General features: G+C 63.3%; 17 protein-coding genes. 6 read left to right on the top strand and 11 right to left on the bottom strand.

The genetic code is table 11. The features are described from left to right. Positions 1-127: 127 nt before the first annotated feature. Positions 128-1996: a gamma-glutamyltransferase gene (gene ggt, locus AC3A4Z_RS21360; protein WP_498714173.1), complete on the top strand. Its 1869-nt coding sequence runs from the start codon at positions 128-130 to the stop codon at positions 1994-1996. Positions 1997-2082: 86 nt separating this feature from the next. On the opposite strand, the gene AC3A4Z_RS21355 is transcribed toward ggt, so the two are convergent. The 5 genes from AC3A4Z_RS21355 to AC3A4Z_RS21335 are packed head-to-tail and all read right to left on the bottom strand — an operon-like array spanning position 2083 to position 10296. Then, positions 2083-3597, bottom strand: a complete 1515-nt coding sequence (locus AC3A4Z_RS21355) for an amino acid permease (protein ID WP_498714172.1) — start codon at positions 3595-3597, stop codon at positions 2083-2085. A gap of 10 nt (positions 3598-3607) precedes the next feature. Continuing rightward, positions 3608-5044, bottom strand: a complete 1437-nt coding sequence (locus AC3A4Z_RS21350) for an aspartate ammonia-lyase (protein WP_498714170.1) — start codon at positions 5042-5044, stop codon at positions 3608-3610. A 6-nt stretch (positions 5045-5050) separates the two neighbouring features. Next, a complete protein-coding gene (locus tag AC3A4Z_RS21345; protein ID WP_498714168.1) occupies positions 5051-6115 on the bottom strand; it encodes an asparaginase in 1065 nt (354 codons plus the stop codon). Between the two features lie 28 nt (positions 6116-6143). Beyond that, positions 6144-6851, bottom strand: coding sequence for a FadR/GntR family transcriptional regulator (locus tag AC3A4Z_RS21340; RefSeq protein WP_498714165.1), 708 nt, complete (start codon positions 6849-6851; stop codon positions 6144-6146). 46 nt (positions 6852-6897) lie between these two features. After that, positions 6898-10296 (bottom strand): DEAD/DEAH box helicase family protein, encoded by a 3399-nt coding sequence (locus tag AC3A4Z_RS21335; protein WP_498714161.1) that lies wholly within the window; start codon positions 10294-10296, stop codon positions 6898-6900. A gap of 183 nt (positions 10297-10479) precedes the next feature. On the opposite strand from AC3A4Z_RS21335, the gene AC3A4Z_RS21330 reads away from it, so the two are divergent. Then, positions 10480-10674 carry a hypothetical protein gene (locus AC3A4Z_RS21330; RefSeq protein ID WP_498714151.1) on the top strand — a complete coding sequence of 65 codons (195 nt, stop codon included), beginning with the start codon at positions 10480-10482 and terminating at the stop codon, positions 10672-10674. Then, positions 10671-11051, top strand: coding sequence for a PIN domain-containing protein (locus tag AC3A4Z_RS21325; protein WP_498714148.1), 381 nt, complete (start codon positions 10671-10673; stop codon positions 11049-11051). The genes AC3A4Z_RS21330 and AC3A4Z_RS21325 overlap by 4 nt, the downstream gene beginning before the upstream one ends. A 28-nt stretch (positions 11052-11079) precedes the next feature. Here AC3A4Z_RS21325 and AC3A4Z_RS21320 read toward each other — a convergent pair whose 3' ends face one another. The 3 genes from AC3A4Z_RS21320 to AC3A4Z_RS21310 all read right to left on the bottom strand — a co-directional run bounded on the left by AC3A4Z_RS21320 (position 11080) and on the right by AC3A4Z_RS21310 (position 14650). Next, positions 11080-11484, bottom strand: coding sequence for a restriction endonuclease (locus tag AC3A4Z_RS21320; RefSeq protein WP_498714145.1), 405 nt, complete (start codon positions 11482-11484; stop codon positions 11080-11082). Between the two features lie 530 nt (positions 11485-12014). Then, entirely contained in the window at positions 12015-13154 is a 1140-nt protein-coding gene (locus AC3A4Z_RS21315; protein WP_498714239.1) for a restriction endonuclease subunit S, read from the bottom strand. Further along, entirely contained in the window at positions 13154-14650 is a 1497-nt protein-coding gene (locus AC3A4Z_RS21310; RefSeq protein ID WP_498714143.1) for a type I restriction-modification system subunit M, read from the bottom strand. The genes AC3A4Z_RS21315 and AC3A4Z_RS21310 overlap by 1 nt, the downstream gene beginning before the upstream one ends. A 123-nt stretch (positions 14651-14773) precedes the next feature. Here AC3A4Z_RS21310 and AC3A4Z_RS21305 point away from each other — a divergent pair, with 123 nt between their 5' ends. Further along, positions 14774-16024 (top strand): hypothetical protein, encoded by a 1251-nt coding sequence (locus AC3A4Z_RS21305; RefSeq protein WP_498714141.1) that lies wholly within the window; start codon positions 14774-14776, stop codon positions 16022-16024. 67 nt (positions 16025-16091) lie between these two features. Here the strand turns inward: AC3A4Z_RS21305 and AC3A4Z_RS21300 are convergent, their stop codons facing one another. Next, on the bottom strand, positions 16092-17204 hold the full coding sequence (locus tag AC3A4Z_RS21300; protein ID WP_498714139.1) for a thermonuclease family protein: 1113 nt from the start codon (positions 17202-17204) through the stop codon (positions 16092-16094). A gap of 290 nt (positions 17205-17494) precedes the next feature. On the opposite strand from AC3A4Z_RS21300, the gene AC3A4Z_RS21295 reads away from it, so the two are divergent. Beyond that, positions 17495-17758, top strand: coding sequence for a type II toxin-antitoxin system Y4mF family antitoxin (locus AC3A4Z_RS21295; RefSeq protein WP_498714237.1), 264 nt, complete (start codon positions 17495-17497; stop codon positions 17756-17758). Further along, the gene (locus tag AC3A4Z_RS21290; RefSeq protein WP_498714138.1) at positions 17755-19005 is read left to right on the top strand and encodes a type II toxin-antitoxin system HipA family toxin; all 1251 of its coding nucleotides are present in this window, start codon (positions 17755-17757) and stop codon (positions 19003-19005) included. The genes AC3A4Z_RS21295 and AC3A4Z_RS21290 overlap by 4 nt, the downstream gene beginning before the upstream one ends. Positions 19006-19013: 8 nt before the next feature. On the opposite strand, the gene AC3A4Z_RS21285 is transcribed toward AC3A4Z_RS21290, so the two are convergent. Together AC3A4Z_RS21285 and AC3A4Z_RS21280 are read right to left on the bottom strand one after the other, a co-directional pair. Beyond that, positions 19014-19946, bottom strand: coding sequence for a prenyltransferase/squalene oxidase repeat-containing protein (locus tag AC3A4Z_RS21285; RefSeq protein WP_498714136.1), 933 nt, complete (start codon positions 19944-19946; stop codon positions 19014-19016). 13 nt (positions 19947-19959) lie between these two features. After that, on the bottom strand, positions 19960-20577 hold the full coding sequence (locus AC3A4Z_RS21280; protein ID WP_050057302.1) for a uracil-DNA glycosylase family protein: 618 nt from the start codon (positions 20575-20577) through the stop codon (positions 19960-19962). Between the last annotated feature and the right edge of the window lie 84 nt (positions 20578-20661).

Raw genomic sequence — 20661 nt, 5'->3', positions numbered from 1 at the left:
CGAAGGGACGTTGCCGCCCGGTTGCATGACGTTTTGAGGGGGCCCGTTGGGTAGGGAATTCCGTTGAGGGTCCCCCGTCCGAGGAGTAGCGTGACTGGCATCACTCAAAACCCGTTCAGGAGCCATCATGCCAATTCTGGGACGCCGGGCAGCCGCAGTAACAGCCGCGCTGGCGATGAGCGTGACCACCGGTGCCATAGCAAGTCCGGCCTTTGCCCATCCACGGCACGCGGACAGCACCGAAAAGACCCCCACCGCCGAGGGCTATGGCGGAGCTGTCAGCACCGTGGATCAGGACGCATCAGCTGCCGCCATCGAAGTCCTTCGCAAGGGCGGCAACGCCGTCGACGCCGCTGTCGCCGCAGCAGCCACCCTTGGAGTCACCGAGCCCTACTCCGCCGGCATCGGCGGCGGCGGCTACTTTGTGTACTACGACGCAGATTCCGGTGAGGTCAGCACCATCGACGGCCGCGAGACGGCGCCGGCGGAGATGCCTCAGGACGCCTTTATTGATCCCGCCACCGGAAAGCCCTACAACTTCACGCCCGAACTGGTGACCAGCGGGGTTTCCGTCGGCGTTCCGGGCACTCCGGCTACTTGGGAACGTGCACTGAAGCGCTGGGGAAACCTCAGCCTGGAAGAGGCGCTGGAGCCGGCCATTGAGGTGGCCGAGGACGGGTTCGAAGTTGATTCCACCTTTATGCTTCAAACCGAGGAAAACAAAGTACGTTTTGAAGCCTTTCCCTCAACCAGCGAGCTCTATCTTCCCGGCGGCGCTGCACCCGCTGTGGGGTCTGTGTTGAAGAACCCCGACCTCGCAAAGACGTACCGCCTGCTGGCTGAGGAGGGCGTCGACGCCTTCTATAACGGCCCGCTCGCAAAGGAGATTGCGGCCACAGTACAAGAACCGCCGAAGACTGCGACTACCGCCTTGCCTGTTCCCAAGGGGTTCATGACCGCGAAAGACCTGGCAGACTACCGCGTTTTGGAACAGGACCCCACCCATGTGAACTACCGCGGGTATGACGTCTACGGTATGGCCCCCTCCAGCAGCGGCGGAACAACCGTTGGTGAGGCACTGAATATCCTGGAGCCGTTCGACCTGGCGGACCTGGTGAAAGGCAACGGCAATGCCGGGAACCAGTCCGCGGTCCTGCACCACTACCTCGAAGCCAGCGCGCTCGCCTTCGCTGACCGGGGCAAGTATGTGGGCGATCCGGCCTTCGTGGATGTTCCCACGGAGGAACTCCTGGACGAGGTCTTTGGCAAGGAACGGGCCTGTGAGATCGACCCGCTGAAGGCGGCAACGAAGCCTGTGGCAGCCGGGGACGTGGCGGACTACGACGGCACCTGCGACGTTGCGCCGGCTGCGCTCGCAGATGAAAAGGACACCGAGAACATCAACACCACCAACCTCACCGTCTCCGATAAGTGGGGCAACGTGGTGGAGTACACGCTCACCATCGAGCAGACCGGTGGATCGGGGATTGTGGTTCCCGGCCGGGGATTCATCCTCAACAATGAGCTCACGGACTTCTCGACCGTCTACAGCGAAACCGACCCGAACAGGATCCAGCCCGGCAAGCGGCCCCGTTCGTCGATGTCGCCCACCATCGTGCTCAAGGACGGCGATCCGTTCCTGGCCCTCGGTTCACCCGGCGGCTCCACGATCATCACTACCGTGCTGCAGACGCTGGTCAACCGGATCGACCTCGGCATGAGCATCGAGGACGCGCTCGCCGCCCCGCGCGCATCACAGCGCAACACCGCCAGTGTGACCGCCGAACAGGCCTTCATCGACTCGCCGTCCGGGCAGGTCCTGTCGGCCAAGTACGGGCATACGTTCACCGCGGCCGGCAAGCCCGGAACATCCGCGGCGGAAATCGGCGCCGCCACGGCCATCGAGTTCAGCCATGACGGCCAATCCGTAACCGCGGTAGCCGAACCCGTAAGGCGCGGCGGCGGTTCGGCGATGGTCGAGAAACCGGCACGCTGACCGCTGACTGAACAGCACATAACGACGGCGGCACCCCGGGCTCTTGACTCAAGAACCTGGGGTGCCGCCATCGTCCGCGGGCGGGACTACTTCTTAAAGGTCTCGGCGGGTGGGTTGGCGATGACGGGGGAGAGGCCGGTGTGGCCTTCGCGGGTTTCGGCGATTTCGCGGATGCGTTTGCGGCAGGCGTACCAGCCGAAGACCATGAGGGCGCAGGCGATGGCGGTGACGAGCATGGTCAGGGGTGAGTCGATGAAGACCATGATGAGGACGCCGGCGAGGAAGAGCAGGGAGAGGTAGCCGGTGTAGGGGGCGCCGAACATGCGGAAGGAGGGGCGTTCGAGCCAGCCTTTGTCGGCCCAGCGTTTGAGTTGGATTTGGCACAGGACGATGGTGGCCCAGGTCATGATGATGCCGACGGAGGCGATGTTCAGGACGATTTCGAAGGCTTGGGCGGGGACGAGGTAGTTCAGTGGGACGCCCAGGAGGGAGACGCCGGCGGTGATGGCGATGCCGCCGTAGGGGACGCCGGCTTTGTTCATCCGGGAGGCGAATTTGGGGGCGGAGCCGTTGACGGACATGGAGCGCAGGATCCGGCCGGTGGAGTAGAGCCCGGCGTTGAGGGAGGACAGGGCGGCGGTGAGGACGACGAGGTTCATGATGACGTCCACGCCTTGGATGCCGATGGAGCCGAAGAACGTTACGAAGGGGCTGACGCCTTTTTCGTAGGAGGTGTAGGGCAGCAGCAGGGCCAGGAGGATGACGGAGCCGACGTAGAACACGGCGATGCGGAAGACTACGGAGTTGATGGCTTTGGGCATGATTTTTTCGGGGTTTTCGGTTTCGCCGGCGGCGGTGCCGACGAGTTCGATGGAGGCGTAGGCGAACAGGACGCCTTGCATGAGGATGATCATGGGCAGCAGGCCGTTGGGGAAGATCCCGCCGTTATCACTCAGGAGGCTGAGGCCGACTTGTTGGCCGTCGACGGGGGTGCCGAAGATGACGAAGTAGGTGCCTACGAGCAGGAAGATGACCAGGGCGGCGACTTTGATCAGGGCGAACCAGAATTCCATTTCGCCGAAGACTTTCACGGAGACGAGGTTCAGGGCCAGGACGACCAGGAGGGCGGTCAGGGCCCAGGCCCACTGCGGGACGTTGGCCATCCAGGGGATGTAGTTACCGAAGAAGTGCATGTAGAGGGCGGCGGCGGTGATGTCCACGATGGTGGTGGTGGCCCAGTTGATCCAGTAGAACCAGCCGGAGACGAACGCGGCTTTTTCGCCGAAGAATTCGCGGGCGTAGGAGACGAACGAGCCCGAGGAGGGCCGGTGCAGGACCAGTTCGCCCAGGGCGCGCAGGATCAGGAACGCGAAGAACCCGCAGACCGCGTAGGCGATGACCAGGGACGGGCCGGCCGCGTTGAGGCGGCCGCCGGCACCGAGGAACAGGCCGGTGCCGATCGCACCGCCGATCGCGATCATCTGGATCTGCCGGGGCTTCAAATTCTTGTGGTAGCCCTTGTCCTCGGCATGCAGGGCAGTCTCGGAGGCATGCGCATGCCCGCCGTCTATGAGGTGGTCGAGTATGGGGGAGTTCGTCATGGGGATGTCCTTACTTGCTGAGGTTCGCGAGGCGTTCGGGGCTGAGGAGTTCCTGGAGTTGGGTGTGGGTGAGGAGTCCGTGTTCGAGGACGAGTTCGGCGACGCCTTTGCCGGTGGCGAGTGCTTCCTGGGCGATGGCGGTGGCGGTGGCGTAGCCGAGGTGGGGGTTCAGGGCGGTGACCAGGCCGATGGACTGCTCCACCGTGCGGCGGAGGTGTTCGGTGTTGGCGGTGATGCCGCGGATGCAGCGGGCCGTAAGGGTGCGGCAGGCGGCTTCCAGGTGGGAGATGCTCTTGTGGAGGCTGTGGACGATGATGGGTTCGAAGGCGTTGAGCTGTAGCTGCCCGGCTTCGGCGGCCATGGTGATGGTGACGTCGTTGCCGATCACTTCGTGGGCGACCTGGGAGACGACTTCCGGGATCACCGGGTTGATCTTGCCGGGCATGATGGAGGAGCCGGACTGGACAGCCGGGAGGTTGATCTCGCCGAACCCGGCGCGGGGGCCGGAGGAGAGCAGGCGGAGGTCGTTGCAGATTTTGGACAGTTTCACGGCCACGCGTTTGAGGACGCCGGAGAGGTGGACGAAGGCGCCGACGTCCTGGGTTGCTTCGATCAGGTCGACGGCGGTGACCAGGGGCAGGCCGGTGATCTGGGCCAGGTGCCGGCAGGCGGTTTCGGCGTAGCCGGCGGGGGCGTTCAGGCCGGTGCCGATGGCGGTGGCGCCGAGGTTGATTTCGTGGATCAGCAGTTCGGCTTCGGCGAGGCGGAGCCGGTCTTCGCCGATGGTGATGGCGTAGGTGCCGAATTCCTGGCCCAGGGTCATGGGCACGGCGTCCTGGAGCTGGGTGCGGCCCATTTTGACGACGGTGCGGAATTCGAGGGCTTTGGCGGCGCAGGCTTCTTCGAGTTCGGCCAGGGCGTCGAGGAGTTCGCGGGCGGCGAAGATGGTGCCCAGTTTTACCGCGGTGGGGTAGACGTCGTTGGTGGACTGGGAGAGGTTGACGTGGTCGTTGGGGTGCAGCCGGGTGTAGTCGCCCTTGGGGTGGCCCAGGATTTCCAGGGCGCGGTTGGCGATGACCTCGTTGGCGTTCATGTTCGAGGAGGTCCCGGCGCCGCCCTGGATGACGTCCACCACGAACTGGTCGGCGAGTTTGCCGGCCAGGATGTCCTGGCAGGCCTGCCCGATCGCGTCGGCGCGTTCAGCGTCCAGCAGCCCGAGTTCACGGTTGGTGCGGGCCGCGGCGAGCTTGACCGCCGCCAGGCCGCGGACCAGGTGCATGTTCGAGGACAGCTTCTGCCCGGTGATGGGGAAGTTCTCCACGGCCCGGAGCGTGTGCACGCCCCAGTAAGCACCGGCCGGAACATCCCGGTCCCCCAACAGATCATGCTCAGACCGGGTAAGTGCGCCGGTAGGTGTGTGGTTCCCGGCGGTTTCGATGGTAGTCATGTGTCCTTACAGGGCTTCGTTGACGGGTGCGGACGGTTGGTTCAAGAAGTCGGTTGCCTGCAGCAGGCCTACCTGGCGGCCTCCGCCCACCACGGGGGCGGTTGCGATCCCTTCGAGCGGTTCGATGTTTACGCCGGTGCTCGCGAGCAGTTTCACGGTGGCCGGCATGCGGGCGCGGTCACCGCCGTCGGAAATCTTCACACCCACGGCGCTGCCATCGGCCAGGCCCACCAGCTGCACACCTTCAAAGCCGTCCTTTGCCACAGAGCCCGGGAGCAGGCGCATCAGCTCGGTGACGTCGCGGCCTTCCCCGGCCACCATGTCAGGGTGGCGCTGCATGGCGAGCCCGACGGCGGCTTCCGCACACTGCGCGGCCGGCCCGCCGTCGTCGTTCGTCCCTTCGGAATCAGCAGCTGCCCGCGCGATGAGGCCGAAGGCGCGGGCCATGCCGCGGAGTGTCAGGGCAAAGAGCGGCGTGCCGCAGCCGTCCGTGCTGAGGGCGGAGGGTTGCTCGCCCGTGAGCCCCGTGACGGTTTCGGCAACCAGCTGCTGCAACGGGTGGGAGGGTTCCAGGTAGCCCCGGACCGGCCAGCCGTTGATCATGCAGGTGGCGGCCATGGCGGCGTGCTTGCCGGAGCAGTTCTGGGTGAGTTGGGTTGCGCCGCCGCCGTTTCGGAGCCATTCTTCGCGCTCGTTCACGCCGTACGGCAGGTCCGAGCTGTTCTCGAAAGCGCTGACGCTCAGTCCGTGCAGCTCGAGGATGCGCAGCGCCCCTTCACGGTGCTGCGCCGCGCCGGAGTGGCTTGCGGCGGCCAGGGCAAGGAGATCGGCCGGCAGTTCCAGCCCGGCGCGGACCATGGCTACGGCCTGGAGCGGCTTCAGTGAGGACCGGGGGTAGAACGGCGCGAGGGGATTGCCTGCAGACGCCACCGTTGAACCGTCCGCCGCAACAGCAATCGCCGAGCCGTAGTGCACGCTTTCCACGAGGCCGTCGCGAACGGCCGTTACCAGGGGTTCGTGCGTGGGAAGCGATACGGCCGTTTGGGCAGCGGAAAACACAGGGGAGCGCATGGGGTCCTTGGGTGGGTTGTTGCGGTGGTTAGTTGCTGAGGATGGAGTCGAGGGCAAGGCCCACTGCCTGCAGGTGGCGGGCCATGGCGGCGCGCGCCTTTTCGGCGGAACCGGCCTCAATAGCGGCCAGGATGTCCTGGTGTTCCACATCGGAGGCGTGCTGCCGGTCTGCCACCATGTTCAATGTTTCGGACTGGTGGGCCAGGGCGTCCCGGATATCGGCCACCACGCTGGCGAAGACCTTGTTGTGGCTGGCGCGGGCAATGGCGGCGTGGAAGCTTGAGTCCAGTGCTACCCAGGACTCGGGATCGGTTTCGGTAGACATGGCGGCAACGATGTGGCGGAGCGTTTCGAGCTCTTCGTCGCTGCGGCGCTCGGCGGCGAGCCCGGCGGCGGGAACTTCGATGTGCGGGCGCGCTTCGGTCAGGTCCCGGGCCGAGTACTGGCCCAAGGTGAGATCGTTGGCCACCTTGTTGGCGACCACGAACGTTCCCTTGCCCGTTTTGGTCACAGTGAGGCCCAGGGCGGTGCAGGAGCGGAGCGCCTCCCGGATCACCGAGCGGCTTACGGCGTACTGCTGGGAGAGGGTCGCTTCAGAGCTGAGCTTGCTCCCCACTTCCAGCCGCCCTGACTCGATCTCCTGACGGATGGCGTTGAACACTGCTTCGGCGGCACTGAGCCGTGCGAGCGGAAGGGGTGCAGGCTGTCCTGCTGTCCGGCTGTCTGACAGGTTCACGCCTTAAATATGGCAGGGGTCACACGCGGTGTCAATACCGGCCTGTTCAGCTGACGCGGGCGTTGTCCTCAATGGAGCGCAGAATGCCGAATAGTCTCACAACGCCGTCGTCACCGAACAGCACGTCAGGACCGGATGGTGCTAGCTCGTTGTAGGGCGAGTCGAAGAGGGCAGCGGGATTGACCTTGCCGTTCTCCACCAGGTGGTTGGTCAGGACCTGGAGGAAGTCGAGCTGCTGGGCTGTCAACGTGGTTCCGGCAACGAATTCTGCAAGTGCTTCCTCTACGGCGTCCCGGTCCAGGCCCACTAGCGACCGGACGTAGAGTCCGAGCCCTTCAGCTGCGGCCCTGTCTAGGTCTTCCCGTGAACCGAGGCCGCTTTCCAGCAGGATGCGTTCCAATTCCGAAAGGTCCAGGGCGGTGAGCTGTCTGTTGCGGCGGAGGCGCTGGACGGCGGCGTGGTCCTGGTGGTCGGCAAGGTAGAGGCGGATCTTCTCGCGGTATCGTGCCAGGTCGATGTGGCCGTTGGATGCTCCGGCAAGCTCAATTTCTTCAAGTTCGCCGAGTTCGTCGAGGAAATTGGTGTAGACGACGTTCCGCTTGCGTTTCTCGATCAGGTGGACAAGTTCGCGGAGGCGGAGCCTGATGTCCTCCAGCCATTCCGCTGAAACGGACTCCCACTCAGCGTCATCGAGGATTGCCTCTATCAAGGGCAGTTGGGCCGCGATGGCGGGAACGTTCGGCTGGTCCTGGAGGGCGGCGGCTACTGCTTGTACTTTCGTCCGGAACGGACCCAGCGGATTCCCCTGGAGCGCTGCCAGTTCAGTCTGCAGCAGAAGATAGTCAAAGCGCTTGGCCTCCTCCGTGTCCGGCAGGGCGCCGATGGGGGCGAGCCGTGCAACGTCTACCTCAAGGGCATCAAAGTCCTCGGTGCCCAGAGACTCCCAGGCGGCTGGTTCGGCAAACTTGTCCACCCATCTGCGGGCGGGCCTGACCAGGAAGTTTTCCAGCGGCAGCCGGCCCACGGAGTGCTTCAGGGACTCCCGCAAGTCAACAACGAAGGGGGAGGAGGCGTCCCAGGCGAGATCCGCCGTCGTACGCAGCAAGCGGACGCGCGTTGCGAAGGTGCTCTCGGCGAGGGACTTGCCCAGGGATCCTTCATTGCCGGGCATCCCGGCGTTGAAGTATTCAGCGTTGCGGCAGAGGTCGAAGATGAAGAAGTCCTTCTTGTCTTCGCCGGGGCCGAAGAGGTCCGGGCAGAGGCGAGTGCCGCGTCCCACCATCTGCCAGAACTTGGTCTTGGACCGGACCATCTTGAAGAAGACCAGGTTGACCGCCTCGGGGACATCGATGCCGGTGTCCAGCATGTCCACGGAGATGGCGATGTGCGGGTTGCTGTCGCGGCGCGAGAAATCGTCGATGAGGGTCTGCGCGTAGTTGACCTGGTAGGTCACCACGCGGGCAAAGTGGCCTTTGAGGTGCGGGTAGTTCTTGTCGAAGCGCTCGGCGATGTAGTCGGCGTGCCGGTTGTTCTTGGCGAAGATGATGGTCTTGCCCAGCCGGTCGCCGCCCGCCACCTTGTGGCCGTGCGTCATCAGCACTTCCAGCGCTTTGTCCACGGTGTCGGTGTTGAAGAGCCAGGAATTGACGACGGCGGGATCGACGGATTCGGGGATCTCGCCGTCCTCGTTCCAGTCGAGCTCGTCCCATTGTTCCTTTTCGTGCTCGGGGAGGTCGTCGTAGGCGATGCCTTCGTAGGGGAACTTCAGCGGCACGGGCACCACGCGGGGCGGGACCAGGTAGCCGGCCTCGATGGCCTCGTTGAGTTCGTAGGCGAACGTGGGGACGTTGTCCTCGATGCCGAACAGGCTGTAGGTATTGCGGTCCACTTCCGACTGGGGAGTGGCGGTGAGTCCGATCAGAAGCGAGTCGAAGTAATCGAAGATCGCCTTGTACTTCTGGTAGATGGACCGGTGGGCTTCGTCCACGATGATGAGGTCGTAGTGGCCGATCCCGAACCGCCGCTGGCCCAGCCGGCCCTCTGTCTTGTTGATGAGGTTCATCATGGTGGGGTAGGTGGCCACGTGGATGCGGCTGTCTGCCTCCTCGCCGGAGCCCAGGATGACGGGGCCGGAACCGGGAAGGTGGGTTTTGAACGCGTTGGCTGCCTGTTTCACCAGGGCAACGCGGTCCGCCAGGAACAGGACGCGCTTGGCCCAGTTGGCTTCCTGCAGCAGTTTGGTGAGCGCGACGACGGTGCGCGTCTTGCCCGTGCCCGTCGCCATGACCACGAGGGCCTTGCGTTCGTAGTCCTTCTCGTAGGCTTCGGTGACGGCCCGGATAGCGTTGTGCTGGTACGTCCGCTCCACGATTGCGTCGTCAATTGGCTGCTGCGCCAGCGGTTTGCGGGTCTGCCGGCGGTTGATGAGGAGCTGCAGCTGGTCCCGGGTGTGGAATCCTTGGACCGCCCGCTCCGGGTACTTGGTGTCGTCCCAAATCCAGGTCTCGTAGCCGGACGTGTAGTAGATGACCGGGCGGCGGTTGTAGCGGCGCTCCAGGCAGTCGGCATACAGCTTCGCCTGCTGCTTGCCCACGTGCGGGTCCTTGGTGGTCAGCTTCGCTTCGACGACGGCGAGCGGCAGCCCGTCCGCACCCCAGAGGACGTAGTCAACGTAGCCGGTGCCGCTCAGGGTGCCGCTGTTGGTGGGCATGCTGTCCACCTTGAACTCACGGTCTTCCGTGTTAGTGAGCGGCCAGCCGGCTTCGTTCAGGTCCCAGTCAATAAGATGTTTCCGGGTCAGCGCCTCGTCGTAGTCGTGCTGGTCCGGGACCGTTTGGTTCTGTTTCCTGGTGGCGGCGATTTCGGCCCGGAGCTGCGCCAGCTGAGCTTCGAGGTCTGCCGACTTGGCGGCCTCCGCGGCAAAGGCGTCGTTCTTCGCCTGCAGCTCTTCTTCGAGTTTCTGCAGTTGCTCGGGGGACTGCTGCTGGGCAGGCGCCGTGCTTGCCGGAGCGAGGTGGCCGGCGTCGAACGCCAACGACGGCGGCAGCTGGGTGCCGTTCTTCGCGTAGTTCCGCGCGAGCCAGTAGCAGACGTGGTGCAGCTCGCGGAGGACGATTTCCGCGCCTTGTGCGGTGGGGTTGACCGGGTTGTGGACCGCGTTGTTGCCGGCTTTGCGGATGATGGTGAGCTTGCTGCCGATGGTGCTGCCCACCAGGCCTTTGAATGCAGGCTCGTTGAGCAGGGCGTTGAGGTCGTCCTTATACGGGAGGACCAGCGCCACCTCTACCTTGTAGAGCCATTCGACGAGCCGCTCAACGGTGTAGCGGGAGTAGAACATGGAGGCGCGCGGGTCGACGCGGGCGAACTTCTCGGCCCGGCGAGCATGCTGTGCCAGATCCGGCCATTCAGTCTGCAGAAAGCCGAAATTGCTGTTGACTGCCCCCACTATTTGACCCCCGTCACTGCCACGCCGCGTATGGGCACTAGTCAACCACGCGAAAGCGGCCGTTCAGTACTTGTAGAACAAAGACTACTTCGGGAATACACTGCACGTATGGACAAGGTGGGCGTTCGGGAACTCAAGCAAAACCCTAGGGCTGTCATAGAGCGCGTTGAGCATGGAGCCAGCGTGGAGATCACCCTGCAGGGGCGGGCCGTGGCCAGGATGTCTCCCATTATGCACCGCAGGAAGTGGACGCCCGCTGCCGACGTTGCCCGTGCTCTTGAAGTGGCCGGCCTCGGCGCGGACCAGACCGGCTGGCTGGAAGAGCACCGGGAATCCCGGGATGCGGACCCGTTGGTGGACCCGTGGGAGCGTCTTTGATCCTGCTCGATACGAACATCCTGATCAGCCCGCCGGCAGAGTGGCCGGAAGGTGAGGTGCTGGGGTCAAGCATTATTTCGTTGGCGGAACTGCACTTTGGCATCCGTTCTTCGGCCTCCGAGGAGATCCGGCGGCAGCGGGTGCGCCGGCTTGCCGTCTGGCGAGAGCTGATGGACTGGATCCTTTTCGATGAGCCAGCGGCGGAGAGCTACGGTGAGCTGGCGGCCAAGGTTCGCTCGCTTCGGCCGCAGCATGCCAGAAGCAAGGACATCATGATCGCCGCGCAGGCCCACTCGCTGGGCATACCCCTGATGACGCGGAACGCCAAGGATTTCGAGCTGGTCAGCGACGTCGTCGAGATCCTCGAGCTGTTATGAGGCCAGGCCCCTTATCCTTCGTCGGTCTTTACTCGAAGAAGTCCTCGTCCAGTTCCACCACGTCATAGCTCTGCTTCACTTGGACGCCCACCCGGTACTTGATCATGAGGCTGACCAGGCGGGCGGAGTCGATCAGGATGATCCGTGAGGGGACGTTCTCGGCATACTGGCGGGCTCCGGAGGTGAAGGTGCTGGTGGTGATGAAGACTCCACGCGATGCCCCGACTCCGTGCAATACGCCCACAAAAGCCTGGATTGTTTCACGGCCGACGGTGTTGCCGTCCGCGTAGCTTTTGGCTTGGACATAGATCCGGTCGAGCCCGAGCGCATCCTGGTCGATGACGCCATCCACCCCGCCATCGCCCGAGCCGCCAATACGACGCCCACGCTGCTCTGCACCGCCGTAGCCCATTTTGAGGAGCAGCTTGACCACCGCCTCTTCGAAGAAGTCGGGATGGCCTTGCGGAGCCGGGAGAGCAGGGAGACGCCCACCTCGGCGTGGATCCGGTTGATCCCCTCCTCGATCTGCTCGACGGGCTCCAGTTCTTCAGCCGTTGGAAGGCTGGTGGTCAATGTTTCTTGTGCCGATACCTGCTTCTCCGACTTGGGCCAGTACTTGGCGAAGATCTCGTGGGCCTGGCGGTAGTTGATGCCTCCGGGGTTCTCTTTGAGCCACCGGCGGCCTTCGTCGGTGATGCAGTAGTGCCCCTTGGTGGGCCGGTCAATCCAGTCGGCACGGGTGACGTGGCTGAGGCCCCACCCCATCCGTTGCGCGTAGCGGAGGCCGCCCGAGTTCAGCGTCTCAAGCCGTGCAGTCTGAAAGGCCCGCTTTGTCTGCGGCCTGATGAAACAAATCCTTGCGGTGGAGCGTCCGGCCGTCCTCAAGCGCCTGCAGGGCAGGAACTATGAGCGCCGGCCAGATCGGAACTTCGGTGGCTGTCGATTCCGTTTGAACTTCCGACATCACAGTTCTCCCTTGAACGCTCGGTGCTGAAGTGATGCGAACAGGGCGTCCAGCTCAGCCAGATGCTTGCGCTGCAGTTCTTTCAAGCGTTCGACGCCGGCGACCCGGATCGCAAAGGTCCGCTGGAGTTCCAGCGGAGGCAGATATATGTCAAAGGTGCGGCAGTATGGGACGGAAAGGTGTTTTACCGTTGAGCCGGATCCATTCTTGAGGTACTCGCTCTGCATATATTCAGAGGTAAGAAAGTACAGCAAGTACGTTGCTTCGAGTTTTGATGTATTCGGACGATAAAGCATGGTCCGTTGACCCAAAAAGACCTGGTCACTCGTTCTGATGACACCAGCCTCACCCATCGGGGCCTCCCGCGTTAGGACCACGTCGCCCATCAGGGGAGTGGTGCGTCTATTCCAGCGTTTGAAAGTTTCTTCGTCTACATACCTGACGTTACTAAGATCAATTGCTCGAGAACGAACATTGCTGGTCCGGATCATTTTGAAGTCTGTGGGACCGTCTGCCAAAGGGGCAGTTCGGTTTACGCAGTCAACGATGGCTGAACAAACTTTGCCAATGGCGACTCGTGGCCATGGAACATCGGTCCGGAGGTCGCCGAACATGGAGTGGAAGATTGACTGAGTGAGGGTGTCGAGGTGGGCGAGGGCTTCGCGGCGCTTGGTGCGGAGCTCGTCGGCCTTGTCCAGGATCGCCGCAATCCGCCGCTGCTCGTCGAGGGGCGGAAGGCTGATTGGAATCCGAGAAGCCGCTGCTTTGGTTAACTTTGCGCGGGTTGTTCCCGTTAGGAATGGGCGAACGTCATAGTTTTCGAGAACGCGAGCAAGAAATGCAATATCCGTACCGGTTCGGGGGCGGAGTACATGCGCATGGTTGTTTACCCAAGACTTACCTTCGATCTTGTATGCGATGCCACGGCTCGGGTTGTCAAAATAGCCGCCGTCTTCGGCTAGGAGGACGAGCGATTCATCGAAAATGTGCCCGCGCACGGAGTCTTGTTGGCCGTTGGCTCCGTAATAAGGAATTTCACCAGGGATGCGGTCCTTCGCAGTAATTGGGCGGCGACGATGATCGAGGAACTCAACAACGTCTCCGAGCTTCACCTGGGAGCTGGGTATCTCTGCCTTCATCACTTCAGCAGCTCCCGCAACTCTGCCAACCCCTCGGTGATATCAGCCTCCAGCTCGTCCACCGTCGCCAGAATCTCCGCAGGCTCGGCGTGATCGACGTATTCGTGTTCGATCTCCTTGTACCGGTTCAGGGACAGGTCGTAGTCGTTGGCGGCGATCTCGGAAAGCGGCACACAGAACGACTGGTCCGTGCGCGCGCGCTCAAGTTCCGTCGTCGAACGTTCATTCCAGCGGGCGAGGACATCGGGGAGGTCGGACGTGCCGAGCGGGGTGCGCTTGTCGTCGAGGCTGAAGCCGTCGGACTTCACGTCGTAGAACCAGACGTTGTCCGTGCCGCCGGAGTTCGTCTTGGTGAAGAACAGGATGGCCGTGGACACCCCGGCATACGGCTTGAAGACACCGGAGGGGAGCTTCACCACGGCGTCGAGCTTGTGGCCCTCGACAAGCGTTTTCCGCAGCGACTTGTGCGCCCCGGTGGAGCCGAACAGCACGCCGTCGGGAACGATGACGGCAGCCCGGCCGCCCGGCTTGAGCAGCTTGATGAAGAGCGCCAGGAAGAGGAGCTCGGTCTTCTTGGTCTTGACGACGGTCAGGAGGTCCTTGGCGACGTTCTCGTAGTCCAGGCTGCCGGCGAACGGCGGGTTGGCCAGGATGACGTTGTACTTTTCCTCCTCGTCGGCATGGAGGTCGGCGAGCGAATCACGGTACGAGATGTCCGGGTTCTCCACGCCGTGCAGCAGCATGTTCATGGAGCCGATGCGGAGCATGGTGGAGTCGAAGTCGAAGCCGTGGAACTGCTGGTTATGGAAGAACTTGCCGCTCTCGTCATTGGTGAGCAGGTTCTGGTTGTTCCTCCGCAGGAACTCGCCGGCCTGCACCAGGAAGCCGCACGTGCCCGAGGCCGGATCACAAATGGCCTCCAGCGGCTTGGGCGCGATCATGGCCACCATTAGGTCGATGATGTGCCGGGGCGTCCGGAACTGGCCGTTGGTGCCGGCGGATGCCAGCTTGGAGAGCATGTACTCGTAGAGATCGCCCTTGGTGTCCTTGCCGTCCATGTTGATGCTGTCGATGACGTCGACCACCTGCTTCAGGACGCCGGCGTTCGGGATCTTGAACTGGGCATCCTTCATGTGGTGGCTGTAGGTGGAGTCCTCACCGTTGGCCAGCTTGGGGAGCTCATTGCGCAGGAACGGGAAGATGCTCTGCGAGAAGACGGTGAACATCTCAGCCTGCGAGAAGTCCTTGAACCGGGACCAGCGAAGGTCCGAGTAAGGCCGGCCCTGCGGGTCCAGGCCTTCGGGGAACACCGCGTTCTGCAGCGGCTGGCCCAGCAGGTTGGCCCGTTTCTCCTCGCGCGTGTGGTTCTCGTCCAGGCGCTTCAGGAACAGCAGATAGGTGATCTGTTCGATGACTTCCAAGGGGTTTGAGATACCGCCGCTCCAGAACGTATTCCAGACCTTGTCTACTTGGGACTTGATTTCACCTGTGATCACCCATGTGAGTTTAGTGGCTGACGGAGTAGCGCTTGGCTTTCATGGGTAGTGCTGCCCTGTGTTGGATCGGACACTCAACGTGGCAACGGCCGTCTGTCTGAACCGTGTGTGAAGATGTCCCCTATGAATGATGTGAACCCGGACCTTGCCCTCTACGTTGAGGGCGAGTCCGCCCTGGTGGCAGGATCACCTGATGCCATCGCGGAACTCTTTCGGAAGCTCGACGTTCCCCCCGAGTCAACGGCAAAGGTCGGGACAGCAGTCACTGACATGCTGGCCGCTGCTGGCGGGCTGCTCGGCATGCTGGGGCAGGGTGGAATAAGTGGCAACTCGTTCCAGATGACTCCCGAGTCCTATGCCAAGTACCTGGAGCTGGCAGGTTCTACCAAAGAAGCCTTCGGCCTCGTCAGCGGGGTCCTTCGCAATCCTGACGGAAGAATCGATACCGTCGTCGAGCTGGTGAAATCTTCACCCGTGGGCCTCCCAGCCGGACCAAACCCTGCGATGCTGGCAGCTGCGATCGCGATACGATCTGCTATTCACAGCTTGGAGGTGCAGCTCGAATCGATTGACGCCAAGCTCGATACGGTGCTGCGGGACACCCGGAACGAAGCGCTGGGCAACATCCAGGGGACCACCTTTATCCTGGAGAAGGCCTTTGGCTATTTTGAAGAAACGGGAGAACTGACGCCCACCCTGTGGGACCAGGTGGCGGGGCAGGCTGCTGCTTTGTCACAGATGCACGCGGTGGCTCTCAACCACATAGATGCGCTCGCGGACGGACTAAATGCGAAGAGCTTCGGCAAGCGGCTGGACGGGGCAAGGAACGCTGCCTCAGGTGAACTTCAGCATTGGCTGATCATCACAGCGGTGGCGCTGACGAACATGGTTCGGATGGATTCACTCGAAATTGTTCATGCGTCCAAGGCGGACCCGGCGGGCGCACACACCCGCCACGTAGCGCAGGCCAAGGACCGCCGCCTTGAGCTCACCAGATCCAAAGTGCAGAAATTGGCAGACGCTGCTGCGAAAGCGTCCAAAGTGGACACCCTAACTCGCGTGGCGAACCCCTTCGAGCTGCCCAAACTCTATGATGCGGTCTCTGAAATCCAGCGGCTTCTCGTGGTGTTCTCCGAGGCCTACGGCATGCCGGCTACAGAGGCATTCGAGCGCAAGGAATGGCATACATCCCTTCTTGATCTGGGCCACGCAGCCGGGAGCGCCGTGGCCGGGGCTGTGGGTGCCGCGGCCGGCTCTGTTGCGGCAGCACCAAAGGCCATCGCCGGAGGAGTGGAGGACAGCATTCTGCAGGTCGCCCAGAGCATCGAGGAACGCCGCAAGAGCGCCCATTCGGGCGATCAAACGACCTCCTGATCCGACCATTGCAGCGGCGGGTCCGGAGAGTAGCTAAGCTCTCGGACCCGCCGTTGTTGATGGGTGTTCAGCAGGGCGTCCAGGTTTTCCCGCCTGGCGCATAGCAGCGGGGTCCTGTGTATTTGGAGGGTGCCGGTGGTACATAGGGTGCGGGTGCTGGTGGAACGTATGGCTGGGGAGCCGGGGCCACGTACGGCGCCGGTGCGGGCAGCCTGCGAAGCCGCTCTGCTTCAGCAGCGGCCTGCCGGGCGGCTTCGTCCGCTGCTGCCTTTGCGGCGGTTGCGGCTTCGTCGGCCGCCTTCTTCTCGGCAGCTGCACGTTCTTCGGCGGCCTTCTTTTCAGCGGCTGCGCGAGCTTCGGCTGCCAGGCGGTCTTCTTCGGCCTTCTTTTCAGCTGCCGCCAACGTCGACTGCTGTGCCTTGAACTCATCCCTCTTCTGCTCGCCAGAGGTGATCTTCTTTTCGAGCGCGGCCACAGCGGCCGTAGTGGCGGCCGCCGAAAGCCCGGCCCAGTAGATTGCCCTGTTGGCGTCCTTGGTAGCAGCAAGGACCGCCCTGAGGGATTTGGCAGCGGCAAGCTTCGCAGCCAGTGCGGCCGCCGCCGTGCCCGCGGCCGCCGATGTTGTTGCCGGCGCAGCCCCGGCTGCCTCTTCCAGTGCTTTGGTTGTCTCAGCCAGCTGCGCGGGAAGGGTGCAGTCTATGGCCTCGGAAAAAAGGCCGGACTTCGCAGCCCGGGCTTCCTCGTAGGCTGCCTGCACGGGCGGAAGGAACTTGCGGTTTTCGCCGAACTGCACCGGTATCCCCAGCCCTTCCCTTGCAATCTCGGCATTCACGAGGGAACCGTCCGGAGCAAAGACTCCCGCCAGCGTGCGGCCGTATTTGTCGTGGCGCTCGACATCGAATTCCAGCCTTACCTGGGTGCCTTTGGGGAGGGCCTCTTCGAGGTACTTCGAGGCTTGCGGGCCAAGGCATTCGACCGGCTGGTTGGGGTCTTTTGTTTCAGGAGTGTCCACATTGAGAAGCCGAATGGTGTGATCGCCGTTGTTGATGGAAACGATGAGAGTGTCGCCGTCGACGACTCGCACCACCGTCCCTGAATCTTCGTTCGCTGCTGCGCCGACTGCAACGGAGCCTGCCACCAAGGCTGTGGTGGCCACGGTGGCGATTATCAGTTTCTTCACTTGGTGCTTTCGGTAGACGCTGCGCCAGGTCCGTGCCGGAAGAATGCATCAACCGTGAAGGAACCTGAGTGCTTGTTCTATGTATGCTGGTCACGAAAACGCAAGAGTTCTTCAAGCGGACCTCAAGATTGCCGCAGTTCTGTTCCACATCGGTTTACCGCCGTGCTGGCCCTTCCAGGGGACGCTCCTCCGGCACGCTCGTACCGGTCTTCTTCTTTGATCCGGTCTCGGTTCGTTCTAAACTGGCCGCAAGTGCCCAATCGGAACGTTCGTACCTATAGGAGGCTGCCATCAAAGCGTCCTTTGCCGATCGCCTTGCCTCCGAAGTCCGGTCCCGCCGCGCCGTGCTCCGGTTGACGCAGCATGATCTTGCCCAGCTGGCGGGGGTATCGGAGCGCTTCGTGCGGTTCGTGGAACAAGGCAAGCCAAGCGTCCAGCTCGACTCACTCCTGGCTCTCCTGGATACGCTTGGTTTGGAGCTCCAGGTCGGCACACGGACACGCACCGCCCCTTCAGCGGCGACGATGACAGGTTCTGAAGAGGCCCGGCCGTGAGGCACCGCATCGCGGACATCTACAAAGCCGGAGTCCTCGCCGCACGGCTCGAAAGGCACGACGGCGGAACCAAGTTCGGCTATCTGCCTGCCTACCTCCACAGCGGCGGGCCCGCCGTCGCCACTTCCCTGCCGCTCACCAGCGAACCTGTCTTTTCCGCCGCCGGCGCCGCCCCGCCATATTTCACCGGGCTGCTGCCGGAGGGCCGCCGACTCAACGCGCTGCGGCGTTCCATCAAGACCAGCGCGGACGACGACCTGTCCCTGCTGATCGCTGCCGGCGGCAATCCGGTGGGAGATGTGCAGATCGTAGGGCATGGCGAGCCCTTGAACCGTGACGAGCATGCGGTCCAGCTGGACCCGCAGCGGAGCCTGGACTTTGACCAGTTGCTGGGCGACCCCGACCTTATCGATCCGGTGGCACTGGCAGGTGTGCAGGACAAACTCTCCGCCGGAATGATTTCCGTGCCGGTGGCCAGTACCGGGCGGCAGTTCATCCTGAAACTCAACGCACCCGAGTTCCCGCATGTGGTGGAGAACGAGTACGTGATGTTCCGCTACGCGGCAAAGCTTCGGATCCCGCTCAGCCGCGTCCAGCTGGTCCGGGACGTTGCCGGCAGGCCCGGGCTGCTGGTGGAGCGCTTCGACCGTGTACCCGGGCCGGATAACGGACCCGGCGACGTCCGCCGTCTCGCCGTGGAGGACGGGGCGCAGGTGCTGAAGCTCTACCCGGCGGATAAGTACAACGTGGGGTACGGCCAGGTATGCCACGCCCTCGCGGACCACTGCTCCGCGCCGCTTCCCGCGCTCCGGAACCTGGCGATCCAAGGGGCCTACGCCTGGCTGACCGGCAACGGGGACCTGCACGCGAAGAACGTATCGATGGTCCAGCAGCCACATGGCGAGTGGACCATCGCGCCCGTGTACGACATTCCCTCCACCGTGGTTTACGGCGACAAAACCCTTGCCTTGACCCTTGGCGGAAAGCGGACCGGGATTTCGCGCCGCCAGTTCCTCGGCTGGGCCTCGGAGCTAAGACTGACCGACCGTGCGGCGGCCCAGGTTGTCGAGATCGCCCTCAAGGCCTCGGCCCCTCTGATCGCGGATCTGGAATCAGGAACGGCTTTCCGTGTCCTGGGCGGCGCCGGGACAAAAGCCAACGACGACGGCGGCTCGCCATTTCCCGAGTTGGTCACCAGGGCGTGGGTCAAGGAGCTGAAGCACCGCCGCAGGCTGATGGAAGGCTGATCGCAGTCCTAGCCGGATTCGTACCAGCGAAGCACCCGCAAGGCGCGGAGGGTGTTCCACCGGCTTGGTTGTCCGTCTCCGCCCTCCAGTGCGAAGTGGACCTTCCCGGGGTGGGTGCCCTCCAGCAACCACCTGCCGTCCGGCTGCTCCTTGGACCTCACGACGTCGATGGCCGCGTCAATCCGTCTGTCGGGGGTGCCGCCGGCGCCCCGGAAGTAGTCCAGGCCGCGGAGGACGTCGTAGAACCATCGGGTGGGGTAGGAGAACTGCAGCCAGTCACGGCTGATCAGTTCACGGCTGGACTTGCGCCGCAGCAGCCCGCGCTCCAGCAGGTACTCTTCCGCGCGGTGCCGGGCCTTGCCTGATTCAGGTGTTCCCCCTGTGGCCCGCTCATGTTCCAGGAGCCCCTCAAGGACGCAGATGGTGGTGTGGAAGGACGAGCGGGTGGAGCCTCGTTCCGTTTCGCAGTTCCAGCCGCCGTCGGGCAGCTGTTCGCGGGTCAGCCGCTCCACCACGCTGTCCACGTTCTCTCCGAAATACGCGCCCAGGGCCACGGTCATGCCGTTGATGCAGGGTTCAACTTCGCCGTCGAAGAAGAGCTGGTTGCCTTCCTCCCAGCGGCTGTTGTCACGGACCAGTCCGATGGCGTGCCGGGCTTCCCGGCTTTCGGGGTCCAGGCCGAAGTCCCTGAGGAGTAACAGGCTGTATGTGGTCGCCGTCCAGGGCTGGCTGTCGGGATCGTCATCGGCGGCGGGCCAGTACGTGCCGCCCGCCCACTGACCGTCCGTGCCCTGGAGGGCCAGAAGCCTGGCTCCCCAGCCTTCGGTGGCAATCCGCTCACGCTCTGCCTGAACGTCACCAGTCGAAGCATCCGTCAGATCGCGCAGGACCTGCGAGCGGATGGCAGGATCGCCGTCGAGCAACCAAGTCAGCACATCCATCGGCGCTGTCCGTTCAGAGGTGCTGGATGCCCGCCCGCTGCATGGCGTCCTTATAGATCTCCACGTTCTTGGCCAGCAGTTCTTCCTGCTTGGCTTCGGAGACAGCAAAGGCCCGGCCCCCGAGGGCCGTGGCCTTGTAAACCTTGATGCCGCTGTTCTTCAGCGACGAGTGGTAGGTCTTCTCGAACAAGGTGAGGAAGGTGGCAGCGTCCGTGCCGTGGGCGATGATCGCCGAAACGCGGGAGTTGATCTTGAGGAACTGGCGGAAGGGCCGCAGGCCGTCAGTCTTTTCCTGCACGCTCAGCGCCGATGGCATCCCCGGGTCACGCACCCAAGGGTAGGCGTTCCACGGCATAACGTAGCGGGAATCCAGCTCGGCAAGCTCGTAGATCTGGGTGGCGCGGCGGGCCGCTTCGTCATCGTTGTAGTGCGAGACGAAGCCGGACTCGGTGCCCTTTCCCGGGCTTACCTGCAGGCTGACAATCCGGCATTCATCCTCGTCATGCACCGGGTCGATGTAGGGGACGGTTGAGCCCGGCTTCTTTTCCATCAGTTCGTCGCAAAGCTGGGTTACCTTCGCGATGTTCGGTTCCTGTAGCAGGGCTTTCTTTTCGTCCCAATCAATCGTCACGATTTCTCCCTCAGCAGCAAGGCGTCCAGAAACAGGCGTCTTAGGCCACTCTACGCTTTCGGGCTTGAGGGTGGGCAGGGGAAG

The sequence above is a fragment of the Arthrobacter sp. Soil_C_49 genome (assembly GCF_057656635.1).
Note: the sequence above shows the minus strand (reverse complement) of the source record. Positions and strands in the feature narration are given on the sequence as shown.